The following is a 14,356-nucleotide window of genomic DNA, read 5'->3' as shown; positions in this document are numbered from 1 at the left end:
TTTGAGAGACTCTATGACAGGTTACTCTTCATTCCGGTACTTCTACGGAGGAATGAATTTCAGCCGTCATGTTTCAATTTTCAGCTTGTTCCAGATTGTTAAAGAGCAAAATACTTCGCAGCATACTGTTGCCAATATACTCTGAAGTAGTGAAATACCGGACTATATGGTGGAGCTAAGCGGGATCGAACCGCTGACCTCCTGCGTGCAAGGCAGGCGCTCTCCCAGCTGAGCTATAGCCCCATACAGTCACGCGCAGTACCTTTTCCACTTCCGAGAAGTGGTAGGCCTGAGTGGACTTGAACCACCGACCTCACCCTTATCAGGGGTGCGCTCTAACCACCTGAGCTACAAGCCTATAAAGGTATTTCTGCTCGTTACTTTTTCATCAGACAATCTGTGTGAGCACGCCACGCGAACTAATATCTTTAGGTAAGGAGGTGATCCAACCGCAGGTTCCCCTACGGTTACCTTGTTACGACTTCACCCCAGTCATGAATCACAAAGTGGTAAGCGCCCTCCCGAAGGTTAAGCTACCTACTTCTTTTGCAACCCACTCCCATGGTGTGACGGGCGGTGTGTACAAGGCCCGGGAACGTATTCACCGTAGCATTCTGATCTACGATTACTAGCGATTCCGACTTCATGGAGTCGAGTTGCAGACTCCAATCCGGACTACGACGTACTTTATGAGGTCCGCTTGCTTCTCGCGAGGTCGCTTCTCTTTGTATACGCCATTGTAGCACGTGTGTAGCCCTACTCGTAAGGGCCATGATGACTTGACGTCATCCCCACCTTCCTCCAGTTTATCACTGGCAGTCTCCTTTGAGTTCCCGGCCGAACCGCTGGCAACAAAGGATAAGGGTTGCGCTCGTTGCGGGACTTAACCCAACATTTCACAACACGAGCTGACGACAGCCATGCAGCACCTGTCTCAGAGTTCCCGAAGGCACCAATCCATCTCTGGAAAGTTCTCTGGATGTCAAGAGTAGGTAAGGTTCTTCGCGTTGCATCGAATTAAACCACATGCTCCACCGCTTGTGCGGGCCCCCGTCAATTCATTTGAGTTTTAACCTTGCGGCCGTACTCCCCAGGCGGTCGATTTAACGCGTTAGCTCCGGAAGCCACGCCTCAAGGGCACAACCTCCAAATCGACATCGTTTACAGCGTGGACTACCAGGGTATCTAATCCTGTTTGCTCCCCACGCTTTCGCACCTGAGCGTCAGTCTTCGTCCAGGGGGCCGCCTTCGCCACCGGTATTCCTCCAGATCTCTACGCATTTCACCGCTACACCTGGAATTCTACCCCCCTCTACGAGACTCTAGCTTGCCAGTTTCAAATGCAGTTCCCAGGTTGAGCCCGGGGATTTCACATCTGACTTAACAAACCGCCTGCGTGCGCTTTACGCCCAGTAATTCCGATTAACGCTTGCACCCTCCGTATTACCGCGGCTGCTGGCACGGAGTTAGCCGGTGCTTCTTCTGCGAGTAACGTCAATTGATGAACGTATTAAGCTCACCACCTTCCTCCTCGCTGAAAGTGCTTTACAACCCGAAGGCCTTCTTCACACACGCGGCATGGCTGCATCAGGCTTGCGCCCATTGTGCAATATTCCCCACTGCTGCCTCCCGTAGGAGTCTGGACCGTGTCTCAGTTCCAGTGTGGCTGGTCATCCTCTCAGACCAGCTAGGGATCGTCGCCTAGGTGAGCCATTACCCCACCTACTAGCTAATCCCATCTGGGCACATCTGATGGCAAGAGGCCCGAAGGTCCCCCTCTTTGGTCTTGCGACGTTATGCGGTATTAGCTACCGTTTCCAGTAGTTATCCCCCTCCATCAGGCAGTTTCCCAGACATTACTCACCCGTCCGCCGCTCGTCACCCAGGGAGCAAGCTCCCCTGTGCTACCGCTCGACTTGCATGTGTTAAGCCTGCCGCCAGCGTTCAATCTGAGCCATGATCAAACTCTTCAATTAAAAGCTTGATGTGCTTCCACTCGAGAAGCGATGCTCAAAGATTTACTGCATGAATTTTACTTCAGTTAGTCACTCTTCAAGACTTGATATTTTTTTGCATCCGAGGATGCTGGATATCGTCTTGTGGAGTGCCCACACAGATTGTCTGATAAATTGTTAAAGAGCAGTGAGTTAGGCGCTTTCGCTTGCTAACTCGAGGTGGCGTATATTACGCTTTCCTCTTTCAGAGTCAACCCTAATTTTCAGGATTTTTTCTCTGCGACCCCCGGATACTCTGTGAAGTTGTTCACATGTTCCGTGTCGATGGAGGCGCATTATAGGGAGTTCCTCGCAGGCCGCAACAGGTATTTTCCGCAAAAACGATCGTTCGCTGCATTCCACAGCAAAACCCCGCCTTATACCCACTTGCACACAGTGTTATCCACAGATGCGATTTGCACGGAAAATTTACGAGCGCCACGCAAACGTTTTCGCTACAATTCCCCGCGACGAAACGATCCCCCTTTTTATGGGGGCGTTACCTGAATATGCGCCTGCCCCTCCCTTTATAAGGCAAAAACCTTTCCTTATAGAGAGAACGAGGTGGACATTCACGTAACGCTCTTTAATTGCGACTCAAAGCCAAGGGATAAAACCATGCAACAACCTCGTCCAATCCGCCGGGCCCTGCTCAGCGTGTCTGACAAAGCCGGTATCGTTGAATTCGCCGAAGCGCTTTCCCAGCGCGGCGTTGAACTGCTCTCCACCGGCGGCACCGCTCGCCTGCTGGCAGACGCCGGTCTGCCCGTTACCGAAGTTTCCGACTACACCGGCTTCCCGGAGATGATGGACGGACGAGTAAAGACCCTGCACCCGAAAGTTCACGGCGGTATTCTCGGCCGCCGCGGACAGGACGACGCCGTCATGACTCAGCATGACATCCAGCCTATCGACATGGTGGTCGTCAATCTGTACCCGTTCGCCCAAACCGTGGCGCGCCCGGATTGCTCGCTGGAAGACGCAGTCGAGAATATCGATATCGGCGGCCCGACCATGGTGCGCTCCGCCGCCAAGAACCATAAAGACGTCGCCATCGTGGTGAAGAGCAGCGACTACGCCGCCATCATTACCGAGATGGACAACAACGACGGCTCGCTGCGCTATGCCACCCGCTTCGATCTCGCCATCAAGGCCTTCGAGCACACCGCCGCCTACGACAGCATGATCGCCAACTACTTCGGCGCGCTGGTGCCGGCGTACCATGGCGAGACCGAGCAGCCGTCCGGCCGCTTCCCGCGCACCCTGAACCTCAACTACATCAAGAAGCAGGATATGCGCTACGGTGAGAACAGCCACCAGCAGGCCGCCTTCTATATAGAAGAAGAGGTAAAGGAAGCGTCCGTCGCGACCGCCGAACAGCTGCAGGGCAAGGCGCTGTCTTATAACAACATCGCCGATACCGACGCCGCGCTGGAATGCGTGAAAGAGTTCGCCGAGCCGGCCTGCGTGATCGTCAAACACGCCAACCCTTGCGGCGTGGCGATCGGCGATGACATCCTGGCCGCCTACGAGCGCGCTTACCAAACCGACCCGACCTCCGCCTTTGGCGGCATCATCGCCTTTAACCGCGAGCTGGATGCCGCCACCGCGCAGGCGATCATCAGCCGCCAGTTCGTGGAAGTGATCATCGCGCCAAACGTCACCCAGGAAGCGCGCTCCCTGCTGGCCGCCAAGCAGAACGTGCGCGTGCTGGCCTGCGGCCAGTGGCAGCAACGCGTGGCGGGGCTGGACTTCAAGCGCGTCAACGGCGGCCTGCTGGTGCAGGATCGCGATCTGGGCATGGTAACCGCCGCCGATCTGCGTGTGGTATCCGAGCGTCAGCCGACCGAACAGGAACTGCGCGACGCGCTGTTCTGCTGGAAAGTGGCCAAGTTCGTGAAATCCAACGCCATCGTTTATGCACGTGACAACATGACCATCGGCATAGGCGCTGGCCAGATGAGCCGCGTTTACTCCGCCAAGATCGCCGGCATCAAAGCGGGCGATGAAGGGCTGGAAGTGAAAGGGTCTGCCATGGCCTCCGACGCCTTCTTCCCGTTCCGCGACGGCATCGATGCCGCGGCGGCGGTCGGCATCACCTGCGTGATCCAGCCGGGCGGCTCGATCCGCGACGACGAAGTGATCGCCGCCGCCAACGAACACGGCATCGCCATGATCTTTACCGACATGCGTCACTTCCGCCATTAATTCCTTTTGCCGCGTGCGCTCCGGCGCACGCCATTCGTGGAGCCCCTGATGAACATTTTGATTATCGGCAACGGCGGGCGCGAGCACGCGCTGGCCTGGAAAGCCGCCCAGTCTCCGCTGGCGGATAAAGTCTACGTTGCGCCGGGCAATGCCGGCACCGCGCTGGAAGCCAATCTGGAAAACGTGGCGATCGCCGCCACCGACATCCCTGCCCTGGTCGCTTTCGCCCAGAGCCATGACATCGGTCTGACCATCGTCGGGCCGGAAGCGCCGCTGGTGATCGGCGTGGTCGATGCCTTCCAGGCCGCCGGTTTGAAAATCTTCGGCCCGTCGCAGGCCGCCGCGCAGCTCGAAGGCTCCAAAGCCTTCACCAAAGATTTCCTGGCGCGCCACCGCATCCCGACCGCCGAATATGAAAACTTTACCGAGGTGGAGCCGGCGCTGGCCTATGTGCGCCGCAAAGGTGCACCGATCGTCATCAAGGCCGATGGCCTGGCGGCCGGTAAAGGCGTGATCGTCGCGATGACGCTGCAGGAAGCGGAAGAGGCGGTGCGAGACATGCTGGCCGGCAACGCCTTCGGCGACGCCGGTCATCGCATCGTGGTGGAAGAGTTCCTCGACGGCGAAGAAGCCAGCTTCATCGTGATGGTCGACGGCGAGAACGTGGTGCCAATGGCCACCAGCCAGGACCACAAGCGCGTCGGCGACGGCGACACCGGCCCGAACACCGGCGGCATGGGAGCTTACTCCCCGGCGCCGGTCGTGACCGACGAAATCCACCGGCGCGCCATGGATCAGGTGATCTGGCCGACGGTGCGCGGCATGGCGGCGGAAGGCAACACCTACGTCGGCTTCCTGTACGCCGGCCTGATGATCGCCGCCGATGGCCAGCCGAAGGTGATCGAATTCAACTGTCGTTTTGGCGATCCCGAAACCCAGCCGATCATGCTGCGCCTGCGTTCCGATCTGGTGGAACTGTGCCTGGCGGGTGCCGAAGGCCGCCTGAACGAGAAAAGCTCCGACTGGGACGAACGCCCTGCGCTCGGCGTAGTGCTGGCGGCCGGCGGTTATCCGGGGGACTATCGCAACGGCGAAGTGATCCAGGGGTTGCCGCAGCAGGAAAGCGCCGACGGCAAGGTCTTCCATGCCGGTACGCGCCTGCAGGGCGATGACGTCGTCACCAGCGGCGGCCGCGTGCTGTGCGTAACGGCGCTGGGCGACACCGTGGCGCAGGCGCAGCAACGCGCCTACCAGCTGGCGGAAGGCATTCAGTGGCCGGGCAGCTTCTGCCGCAAAGATATCGGTTATCGCGCGATTGCGCGCGGCAAGTGATTTGGCCGTCTAAGGTCATGATGGGAGGCTCCGCAGCGCGGGGCCTTTTTTACAGCTGGTCTTCTTTCGGTTCCCAGCTGCAGAAGTCGTCGTTCGCCACCAGCAGCAGTTCGCTGCCTTCGGGCGCTTCCAGCCAGGCGACGCTCACCGGCCGGCTACTGCTGCGGGCGCGTTTCTCGATCCAAACGATGGAGGCGGCATCCAGCCCCGGTTTCATGCGTTGGCCGTCGCAGGTTTGCACCTCGCCCTGCATCCAGCGCCCCTGCAGCAATTTCACCTTGCCGGCGCGCAGCGCATTGCTCACTTCAAGGATCCGCCGCGCCTGATATTGGTACAGAGCGATTTCATCGCTGGTCAACGGTTCGCGGCGTGTCGCCAACTGGCGCTGCATAAAGCTCACCGTGCCGTCGTCGGCAAAGCGCAGCTGAATGGAATCTCGATCGCCGTCGGCATCGTTGCGTTTGATTTGGCGCAGCACGTCGCCCTGATAGGTGTACAGCGTGGTGATGGTACCCGGACCACGGTAAGGGCTGTAGACGCTGACCAACACCTGCGGACGATGTTGCTCATCGTCTTTACGCCACAGGCGTATCACACCCTGATCGGCCACGAAGCCGCTGGCGGTAAAGCTGGGGATATCGGAATGGAAACTGCAGGCACTCAGGCCGACGGCGATGCCAACGGCCATGAGCGCCCGACGAGCAAACAAAAGGGGCGCCATCGCCCCCCTGTTTATTCTTTTCACCGAGGCGCGGTCTTATTTAACAGCGTCTTTCAGTGCTTTGCCAGAAACGAACGCAGGCACGTTGGCTGCTGCGATTTTGATTTCTTTGCCAGTCTGTGGGTTGCGGCCAGTGCGCTCGCTACGATGGTTTACTTTGAAAGTACCGAAGCCAACCAATTGTACTGCATCACCTTCTTTCAGAGACTCAGTAATAGCAGCCAGGGTGGATTCCAGAGCCAGTTTAGCTTGTGCTTTGGAAAGGTCAGCCTTGTCCGCGATTACATCAATCAGTTGAGTCTTGTTCATAAGTTATCCTTACAGTGTGTTTATCGTTTGCAAAGCATCGAGTGCGACGGATATGCCGATTGACAGCACTCTCCTGCATACACGCACCGATAGCCACTTTTTTTACGCCCCCCAAATGTAGACCAGACAGGGTGCGGATGTGAAGCCTTAAGGCATGACAAATCAGGCGTTAAATCACGTTTTGTTGCCTTATTGCGCTAAATTTATCCCGATGTTGCTGACACCGGCCTCTCGCAGGTCGGATCGCAGCCCCTTGATCAGGTCTATATCGCGCTCTTCACAGGCGTCCAACAGGCGGAAAATTTCCCATTGAATGTCCCATTCTTCCTCTACCGCAGGCAAACTTTCCAACTCTTCGTCGGTCATTTCCTTACCGGCTTGGGTCATTTCCAACATCGCCACGGTGCGAATCGATGTTTCGCTGATGGCGATGGCGTGCTCCAGCGTCTCCCCGCCGAGCCGCGAATGGATCAGTTCCCCTAATGCGATACAGGCATCAATTGCCGGGTAAACGCCGTAAAGATCGTAATCTTCCGCCGACGGAATCGCCTCTTCCAACTTCTCGAGCTGGCTGTCGAAGTTGACCTTGGCGTCCTTCACCACCAGCGTTTCCCACACCAAATCCAGAATGCGGCGATAAACCGCCGGATCGCCGAACTCGGTCTGTTTGCAGAACATCTGGTAATTCGGGTACATACGCTCGCACAAACTGGCCATAAAGGTCAAATGTTGCCAGGCCTCGAGCCGTTCCAGACGTAAATGAATCGGGTTACGTAGCATGCTTTACTCTCTTACGCGTTATCTGCGGCGCAGTGTACCCGAAATCGCTCATGGCGACACCTCCGGATGCTGCTGCAACCAACGCTGAAACGCCGGACGGCGCGACGCGATGGCGTCGGCCCAGCGGGTCGGCTCCGGTAATCGGTAGCCCGCCATGCAGCGTTGCACCCACGCCAGCGCGCTGTCGGCGCTCACGCGATGGCCGGTAGAGATGAACAGCGGGTTGCAACGCGCCTTGCTGCGCCACACCCAGCCCAGCGGTTCACCCTTATCTTCCAGCGGCGCCAGCGCGCCGACGGCGGCGTCCAGCGGCGCGAATTTGCCGCACAGGCGCTTCTTGGCCACGCCGATGGTCGGCACATCGACCAGCAGGCCGAAATGGCTGGCGACGCCGAGACGCCGCGGATGCGAAATGCCATGCCCATCGACGAAGATCAGCCCCGGCTTCTGCCGCAGCTGCCCCCAGGCGGCCAACAGCGCCGGGTATTCGCGAAACGACAGGAAGCCCGGGATGTAGGGCATGACGGTGGCGATGCGCGCCACCTGATACTCCACCAGCTCCAGCGACGGATAGCGCAGGATGGCGATGGCGGCGCGCGTCACCGCCCCTTCTTGCTCGAAGCCCACGTCGGCGCCGGCGATGAAGGCCGGCGGTTCGGCCGGCAGATCGTCGTAGCGAATGACTTCAGCCGCGCGCCGCAGCTGTTCGGCGCGCAGGGCCGCCATATCGGTCACATCGAATCCTTAACGGTGGTATTTCGCCGAGTGCGCGTGCACCGCCTCGACGAAGGCGCCGGCGTGCTCCGGCGGCACATCCTGATGGATGCCGTGGCCCAGGTTGAACACATGGCCGTTGCCGTGGCCGAAACCGGCCAGAATGGTCTCCACTTCTTCCGCGATGCGCGCCGGAGAGGCATACAGCATCGACGGATCCATATTGCCCTGCAGCGCCACTTTGTCGCCGACGCGCCGACGCGCGTCGGCGATGTCGGTGGTCCAATCCAGCCCCAGCGCATCGCAGCCGGTGGCGGCCATCGCCTCCAACCACTGCCCGCCGCCTTTGGTGAACAGCGTCACCGGCACGCGGCGGCCGTCGTTTTCACGCAGCAGCCCGTCGACGATCTTGTGCATGTAGTGCAAAGAGAACTCGCGGTAGTCGCGCCCGGTCAGCACGCCGCCCCAGGTGTCGAACACCATCACCGACTGCGCGCCGGCTTTGATCTGGGCATTGAGGTACAGGATCACGCTGTCTGCCAGCTTGTCCAGCAACAGATGCAGCGTGGCCGGTTCGGCATACATCATCTTCTTCAGCTTGGTGAAGGCTTTGCTGCTGCCGCCTTCGACCATATAAGTCGCCAGCGTCCACGGGCTGCCGGAAAAGCCGATCAGCGGCACTTCGCCCTTCAGCTCGCGGCGAATGGTGCGCACCGCGTTCATCACATAGCCCAGCTCCACTTCCGGATCGAACACCGGCAGCTTGTCGACGTCGGCGCGGCAGGTAACAGGGGAGCTGAAACGCGGGCCTTCGCCGGCTTCAAAGTACAGGCCGAGCCCCATGGCGTCGGGAATGGTGAGAATGTCGGAGAACAGGATGGCGGCGTCCAGCGCATAGCGGCGCAGCGGCTGCAGCGTGACCTCGCAGGCCAGCTCCGCGTTCTTGCACAGCGACATGAAATCACCGGCCTGGGCGCGGGTCGCCTTGTACTCCGGCAAATAACGACCGGCCTGGCGCATCATCCATACGGGGGTCACATCCACCGGCTGGCGCAACAGCGCGCGCAGGTAGCGATCGTTCTTCAACTCAGTCATTTATGGGGCTCCCTTAATAATCTGCCGGCCATTGTACATTATTCTGCCCGGCACAGCGCCACGGTGTCCTCAATCAACCGGCGCGCCACGGTACCGGGCGGCGGCAACAGCGGCAGCTGGTCGTAGCGATACCAGCCGGCGTTGAGCAGCTCCTTGGGATCGTGACGAATTTCCCCCTGATGGTAATCGGCCATAAAGGCCATCATCAGCGAGTGCGGGAACGGCCAGGGTTGTGAAGTGACGTAGCGCAGGTTCTTGATTTCGATATTGCTCTCTTCCATCACTTCGCGCGCTACCGCCTGCTCCAACGTTTCGCCCACTTCGACGAAGCCGGCCAGCACCGTGTGGATACCGCCGCGATGGCGCACGTGTTGCGCCAGCAGGATCTGATCCTCGCGCCGAATGGCGACGATCACGCAGGGTGCAATCTGCGGATAGTAGCGCTCTTTGCAGTGGCCACACAGGCAGGCGCTCTCGCTGCGGCTGAGGTGCATCTCATGGCCGCAGTAGCCGCAATAGCGATGTGAACGGTAGAAATCCGCCAGCTGCACGCCGCGCCCGGCAAGCTGAAACAGACCGCGATCCAGATCCAACAGCTGACGCACCGAGCCCATCTCCCGCGGCATCGCCTGGCGCACCAGCCAAACCGGCGCCCCCGCCCACTCACCGATGGTGCGCGCCATACGGCCCTGCAGCCCGAGGGTGGCGGCCGTCCCCGACGGCAATTCACCGTTCGGTAACCAAAGTTTGCTTTCATGGCTGACGATCCACCAGCCGTTTTCATTGCCCGTTAATGCAAGTTCCATATCGTTGTTGCACAACCTCAGCTTCACTGGCACTCTACGAATCGGCTTTGTTACATTTTAATAACTTACCGGTTACTTTTATTACTTACACGGAGTCAAACATGCTCAACCGTTTGGAAAGGCTGACTCAGCGCGTTGGCGGTAGTAATGAATTAGTTGATCAATGGCTTCAGGCCCGCAAGCAGTTGCTGGTCGCCTACTGCACGCTGGTAGGCCTCAAACCGAATAAAGAAAAGCATACGCCGCTGAATGAAAAAGCGCTGGAGAACTTTTGCCACAACCTGGTGGATTACCTCTCCGCAGGGCATTTTCATATCTATGACAGAATTATCAAACAAGTGGAAGGCGCAGCCAGTCCGAAAATGTCGCTGGCGGTGAACATCTACCCCAAGCTGTGGGCCAATACCGAACAGATCATGGCGTTCCACGATCGCTATACCGAAGTGGATATCGATCAGGAGGTTTGTCTGGAATTCCACCAGGCCTTGTCGGATATCGGCGAAACGCTGGCGGCGCGCTTTGCGCTGGAAGATAAGCTGATCCTGCTGGAGGCGGAAGCCGCGCAGCAACCGCAGCCGGATCCGGCGCGTTAAAATTTTATAGTTTTTTTTCTTATCCCTCCTATACTGGGGGGCATCTTGTCGGAGTGCCTAGCGCCTGATTTGTTCATCGAATCAGCCAGGCTGAGACCGTTAATTCGGGATCCGCGGAACCTGATCGGGTTAATACCCGCGAAGGGAACAAGAGTAATCTATCGCCACAGGCACGGCCTTCCCCTTGCGGGCGCCCTGCCTTATCGGCCACCATCATTACTCCCTCCGAGCTCCAGACAAGCAACTTTCCCAACCCAACACACTGGTAGGAACTTGCTATGTCTAACGTTAATCCACCGCGCGCCCGTAAAGCGCAACGCGAAGCCGCCCAGCAGTTTATCGACACCCTGCAAGGCATGGCTTTCCCGAACTCACGCCGTATCTATCTGCAAGGCTCGCGCAGCGATATCCAGGTGCCGATGCGCGAAATTCAGCTCAGCCCGACCCTGCTCGGCGGCAGCAAAGACCACCCGCAGTATGAACCCAACGAGGCGATCCCGGTGTATGACACCGCCGGCCCCTACGGCGATCCGCAGGCCAAGCTCGACGTGCACGCCGGTCTCGCCAAACTGCGCGCCGGCTGGATCGACGCGCGCGGCGATACCACTACCCTCAGCGGCGCCAGCTCCGGCTTCACCCAACAGCGGCTGGCGGACGAGGGGCTGGATCATCTGCGCTTCGAACATCTGCCGCTGCCGCGCAAGGCGCTGCCGGGCAGGCGCGTGACCCAGCTGCACTATGCCCGCGCCGGTATCGTCACCCCGGAGATGGAGTTCATCGCCATCCGTGAAAACATGGGGCGCGAGCGCATTCGCGGCGAGGTGCTGCGCCACCAGCACCCGGGCCAGAGCTGGGGCGCCAATCTGCCGGACAACATCACGCCGGAGTTCGTGCGCCAGGAAGTGGCCGCCGGCCGCGCCATCATTCCCGCCAACATCAATCACCCGGAGGCGGAACCGATGATCATCGGCCGCAATTTCCTGGTGAAGGTGAACGCCAATATCGGCAACTCGGCGGTCACGTCGTCGATCGAAGAAGAGGTGGAGAAGCTGGTGTGGTCCACCCGCTGGGGCGCGGACACCGTGATGGATCTCTCTACCGGCCGCTATATTCACGAAACCCGCGAGTGGATCCTGCGCAACAGCCCGGTGCCCATCGGCACCGTGCCGATCTACCAGGCGCTGGAGAAGGTCAACGGCGTGGCGGAAAACCTCACCTGGGAGATGTTCCGCGATACGCTGCTGGAACAGGCGGAGCAAGGGGTCGACTACTTCACCATCCACGCCGGCGTGCTGCTGCGCTACGTGCCAATGACCGCCAAACGCCTGACCGGCATCGTGTCGCGCGGCGGCTCGATCATGGCCAAATGGTGTCTGTCGCACCATCAGGAAAACTTCCTCTATCAGCATTTCCGTGAAATCTGTGAGATCTGCGCCGCCTACGACGTTTCGCTGTCGCTCGGCGACGGCCTGCGCCCCGGCTCGATTCAGGACGCCAACGACGAAGCCCAGTTCGCCGAGCTGCATACGCTGGGCGAGCTGACCAAAATCGCCTGGGAATACGACGTGCAGGTAATGATAGAAGGCCCGGGCCACGTGCCGATGCAGATGATCCGCCGCAACATGACCGAAGAGCTGGAACACTGCCACGAAGCGCCGTTCTACACCCTCGGCCCGCTGACCACCGATATCGCCCCGGGCTATGACCATTTCACCTCCGGCATCGGCGCGGCAATGATCGGCTGGTTCGGCTGCGCCATGTTGTGTTACGTCACGCCGAAAGAACACCTCGGCCTGCCGAACAAAGAGGACGTCAAGCAGGGCCTGATCACCTACAAGATCGCCGCTCACGCCGCCGATCTGGCCAAAGGCCATCCGGGCGCGCAGATCCGCGATAACGCCATGTCCAAGGCGCGTTTCGAATTCCGCTGGGAAGATCAGTTCAATCTGGCGCTCGATCCGGCCACCGCCCGCGCCTATCACGACGAAACCCTGCCGCAGGAGTCCGGCAAGGTCGCCCACTTCTGCTCGATGTGCGGGCCGAAATTCTGCTCGATGAAAATTTCGCAGGAGGTGCGCGACTACGCCGCGGCCCAGGAAGCCGCCAAGCCGATCGAAGTGCAGCTGACCGGCATGGAGAAAATGTCCGCCGAGTTCCGCGCCCGCGGCAGCGAGCTGTATCACAGCGCCGGCACCCTGCAAGAGGAGACAAGCAATGACTGATATCACGACCCCCTTCCCGGCTACGCCCCACAAGCTGGGGCTTTACCCGGTTGTCGACAGCGTGGAATGGATCGCTCGCCTGCTGGAGGCCGGCGTCACCACCATCCAGCTGCGCATCAAGGACCTGCCTGACGAGCAGGTCGAAGCGGATATCGCCGCCGCCATCGCGCTGGGCCAGCGTTATCAGGCGCGGCTGTTCATCAACGACTACTGGCGGCTGGCGATCAAGCACGGCGCTTACGGCGTGCATCTGGGCCAGGAGGATCTCGATACCACCGATCTGGCGGCCATTCACCGCGCCGGGCTGCGGCTGGGCGTGTCCACCCATGACGACGCCGAGTTGGCACGCGCGCTGGCGGTGAAACCTTCCTACATCGCGCTGGGGCACATCTTCCCCACCCAAACCAAAGACATGCCTTCGGCGCCGCAGGGGCTGGCGGAGTTGAAACGCCACATCGCCGGCCTGGCGGATTACCCGACGGTGGCGATCGGCGGGATCAGCATCGATCGCGTACCGGCAGTGCTGGCGTGCGGCGTCGGCAGCGTGGCGGTGGTCAGCGCCATCACCCAGGCGCCGGACTGGCGCGCGGCGACGGCCGAGCTATTGCGGCTGATCGAAGGCGAGGATCCGAACGATGCTTAACGATCAGGAATTCCTGCGCTACAGCCGCCAGCTGCTGCTGGAGGACGTCGGCCCGGAAGGCCAGGAGAGGCTCAAGCGCGCCACGGTGCTGATCGTCGGTTTGGGCGGGCTCGGTTCCCCGGCTTCGCTGTATCTGGCCGCTGCCGGCGTCGGCACGCTGCTGCTGGCCGACGACGACCAGCTGCATGTCACCAACCTGCAGCGGCAAATCCTCTACCGCAGCGCCGATACCGCCACCGGCAAGGCGGCGCTGGCGCAACGCCACCTGCAGGCGCTGAACCCGTTGGTGGAATCCATCCCGCTGGCGCAGCGGCTGCAGGGGCAAGCGCTGCGCGACGCGGTCGCCCGCGCCGATCTGGTGCTGGACTGCTGCGACAATATGGCGACCCGTCATGAGGTCAATGCCGCCTGCATCGCCGCCGCCAAGCCGCTGATCAGCGGCAGCGCGGTCGGTTTCAGCGGCCAGTTGCTGGTGCTCGAGCCGCCCTATGCGCACGGCTGCTACGCCTGCCTGTACCCGGAGCAGGAAGAGCCGCAGCGCAACTGCCGCACCGCCGGGGTGCTCGGCCCGGTGGTGGGCGTGATCGGCACTCTGCAAGCGCTGGAAGCCATCAAGATGTTGGCCGGTATGCCTTCCTCCCTCAGCGGCAAGCTGCGGCTGTTCGACGGCAAGCAGCAGAGCTGGAGCACGCTGCAACTGAGCCAGGCCCGCGCCTGCCCGGTATGCGGAGGCGCGGCATGAAGATCCGTCTGAACGACCAACCTCTGGAGCTGGCGCAGCCGCTCAGCGTCGCCGCCCTGCTGACCCAGCTGGAACGCCACCAGCCGGGCACCGCGCTGGCGATCAACCAAACCATCATCCCGCGCGCCGACTGGGCCGACCATCAGGTGCAGGACGGTGACGACATTTTGCTGTTTCAAGCGATCGCCGGAGGCTGA

At 60.2% G+C, this 14,356-nt stretch carries 13 protein-coding genes, 2 tRNA genes, 1 rRNA gene and 1 riboswitch; of the genes, 7 read left to right on the top strand and 9 right to left on the bottom strand.

What is annotated here, in order from left to right:
- Positions 1 to 167: 167 nt before the first annotated feature.
- The 3 genes from SSARUM_RS01330 to SSARUM_RS01320 all read right to left on the bottom strand — a co-directional run bounded on the left by SSARUM_RS01330 (position 168) and on the right by SSARUM_RS01320 (position 1,976).
- Positions 168 to 243, bottom strand: a tRNA-Ala gene (locus tag SSARUM_RS01330).
- Between the two features lie 38 nt (positions 244 to 281).
- Positions 282 to 358 (bottom strand) — tRNA-Ile (locus SSARUM_RS01325).
- Positions 359 to 433: 75 nt separating this feature from the next.
- Positions 434 to 1,976: ribosomal RNA gene (locus SSARUM_RS01320) — 16S ribosomal RNA — on the bottom strand.
- A 636-nt stretch (positions 1,977 to 2,612) separates the two neighbouring features.
- Here SSARUM_RS01320 and purH point away from each other — a divergent pair.
- Entirely contained in the window at positions 2,613 to 4,202 is a 1,590-nt protein-coding gene (gene purH, locus SSARUM_RS01315; protein WP_049234649.1) for a bifunctional phosphoribosylaminoimidazolecarboxamide formyltransferase/IMP cyclohydrolase, read from the top strand.
- A gap of 48 nt (positions 4,203 to 4,250) precedes the next feature.
- Complete coding sequence (gene purD / locus SSARUM_RS01310; protein WP_033636738.1) at positions 4,251 to 5,534, top strand: phosphoribosylamine--glycine ligase; 1,284 nt, start codon at positions 4,251 to 4,253, stop codon at positions 5,532 to 5,534.
- Between the two features lie 49 nt (positions 5,535 to 5,583).
- Here purD and SSARUM_RS01305 read toward each other — a convergent pair whose 3' ends face one another.
- From SSARUM_RS01305 to nudC, 6 genes are all read right to left on the bottom strand, one after another.
- Positions 5,584 to 6,255 (bottom strand): DUF1481 domain-containing protein, encoded by a 672-nt coding sequence (locus SSARUM_RS01305; protein ID WP_079656126.1) that lies wholly within the window; start codon positions 6,253 to 6,255, stop codon positions 5,584 to 5,586.
- Between the two features lie 36 nt (positions 6,256 to 6,291).
- Positions 6,292 to 6,564 carry a nucleoid-associated protein HU-alpha gene (gene hupA, locus SSARUM_RS01300; RefSeq protein ID WP_004929874.1) on the bottom strand — a complete coding sequence of 91 codons (273 nt, stop codon included), beginning with the start codon at positions 6,562 to 6,564 and terminating at the stop codon, positions 6,292 to 6,294.
- A 189-nt stretch (positions 6,565 to 6,753) separates the two neighbouring features.
- Entirely contained in the window at positions 6,754 to 7,344 is a 591-nt protein-coding gene (locus tag SSARUM_RS01295) for a YjaG family protein (protein WP_025160203.1), read from the bottom strand.
- A gap of 48 nt (positions 7,345 to 7,392) precedes the next feature.
- The gene (gene nfi / locus SSARUM_RS01290) at positions 7,393 to 8,079 is read right to left on the bottom strand and encodes a deoxyribonuclease V (RefSeq protein WP_039569769.1); all 687 of its coding nucleotides are present in this window, start codon (positions 8,077 to 8,079) and stop codon (positions 7,393 to 7,395) included.
- A gap of 9 nt (positions 8,080 to 8,088) precedes the next feature.
- The gene (gene hemE, locus SSARUM_RS01285) at positions 8,089 to 9,153 is read right to left on the bottom strand and encodes a uroporphyrinogen decarboxylase (protein ID WP_033636735.1); all 1,065 of its coding nucleotides are present in this window, start codon (positions 9,151 to 9,153) and stop codon (positions 8,089 to 8,091) included.
- 38 nt (positions 9,154 to 9,191) lie between these two features.
- Entirely contained in the window at positions 9,192 to 9,959 is a 768-nt protein-coding gene (nudC, locus tag SSARUM_RS01280) for an NAD(+) diphosphatase (protein ID WP_033638644.1), read from the bottom strand.
- Positions 9,960 to 10,060: 101 nt separating this feature from the next.
- Here nudC and SSARUM_RS01275 point away from each other — a divergent pair, with 101 nt between their 5' ends.
- From SSARUM_RS01275 to thiS, 5 genes are all read left to right on the top strand, one after another.
- The gene (locus tag SSARUM_RS01275; RefSeq protein WP_033636734.1) at positions 10,061 to 10,552 is read left to right on the top strand and encodes an Rsd/AlgQ family anti-sigma factor; all 492 of its coding nucleotides are present in this window, start codon (positions 10,061 to 10,063) and stop codon (positions 10,550 to 10,552) included.
- 39 nt (positions 10,553 to 10,591) lie between these two features.
- Positions 10,592 to 10,716, top strand: a riboswitch (TPP riboswitch).
- A 114-nt stretch (positions 10,717 to 10,830) separates the two neighbouring features.
- Positions 10,831 to 12,774: a phosphomethylpyrimidine synthase ThiC gene (gene thiC / locus SSARUM_RS01270; protein ID WP_039569774.1), complete on the top strand. Its 1,944-nt coding sequence runs from the start codon at positions 10,831 to 10,833 to the stop codon at positions 12,772 to 12,774.
- The gene (gene thiE / locus SSARUM_RS01265) at positions 12,767 to 13,417 is read left to right on the top strand and encodes a thiamine phosphate synthase (protein WP_033655322.1); all 651 of its coding nucleotides are present in this window, start codon (positions 12,767 to 12,769) and stop codon (positions 13,415 to 13,417) included. The genes thiC and thiE overlap by 8 nt, the downstream gene beginning before the upstream one ends.
- Entirely contained in the window at positions 13,410 to 14,159 is a 750-nt protein-coding gene (locus tag SSARUM_RS01260; protein ID WP_015376324.1) for a HesA/MoeB/ThiF family protein, read from the top strand. The genes thiE and SSARUM_RS01260 overlap by 8 nt, the downstream gene beginning before the upstream one ends.
- Positions 14,156 to 14,356, top strand: coding sequence for a sulfur carrier protein ThiS (gene thiS / locus SSARUM_RS01255; protein WP_016929423.1), 201 nt, complete (start codon positions 14,156 to 14,158; stop codon positions 14,354 to 14,356). The genes SSARUM_RS01260 and thiS overlap by 4 nt, the downstream gene beginning before the upstream one ends.

It is taken from the genome of Serratia sarumanii (genome assembly GCF_029962605.1).
GTDB classification, from domain to species: Bacteria; Pseudomonadota; Gammaproteobacteria; order Enterobacterales; family Enterobacteriaceae; genus Serratia; species Serratia sarumanii.
This window is presented reverse-complemented; position numbering and strand designations above follow the sequence as displayed.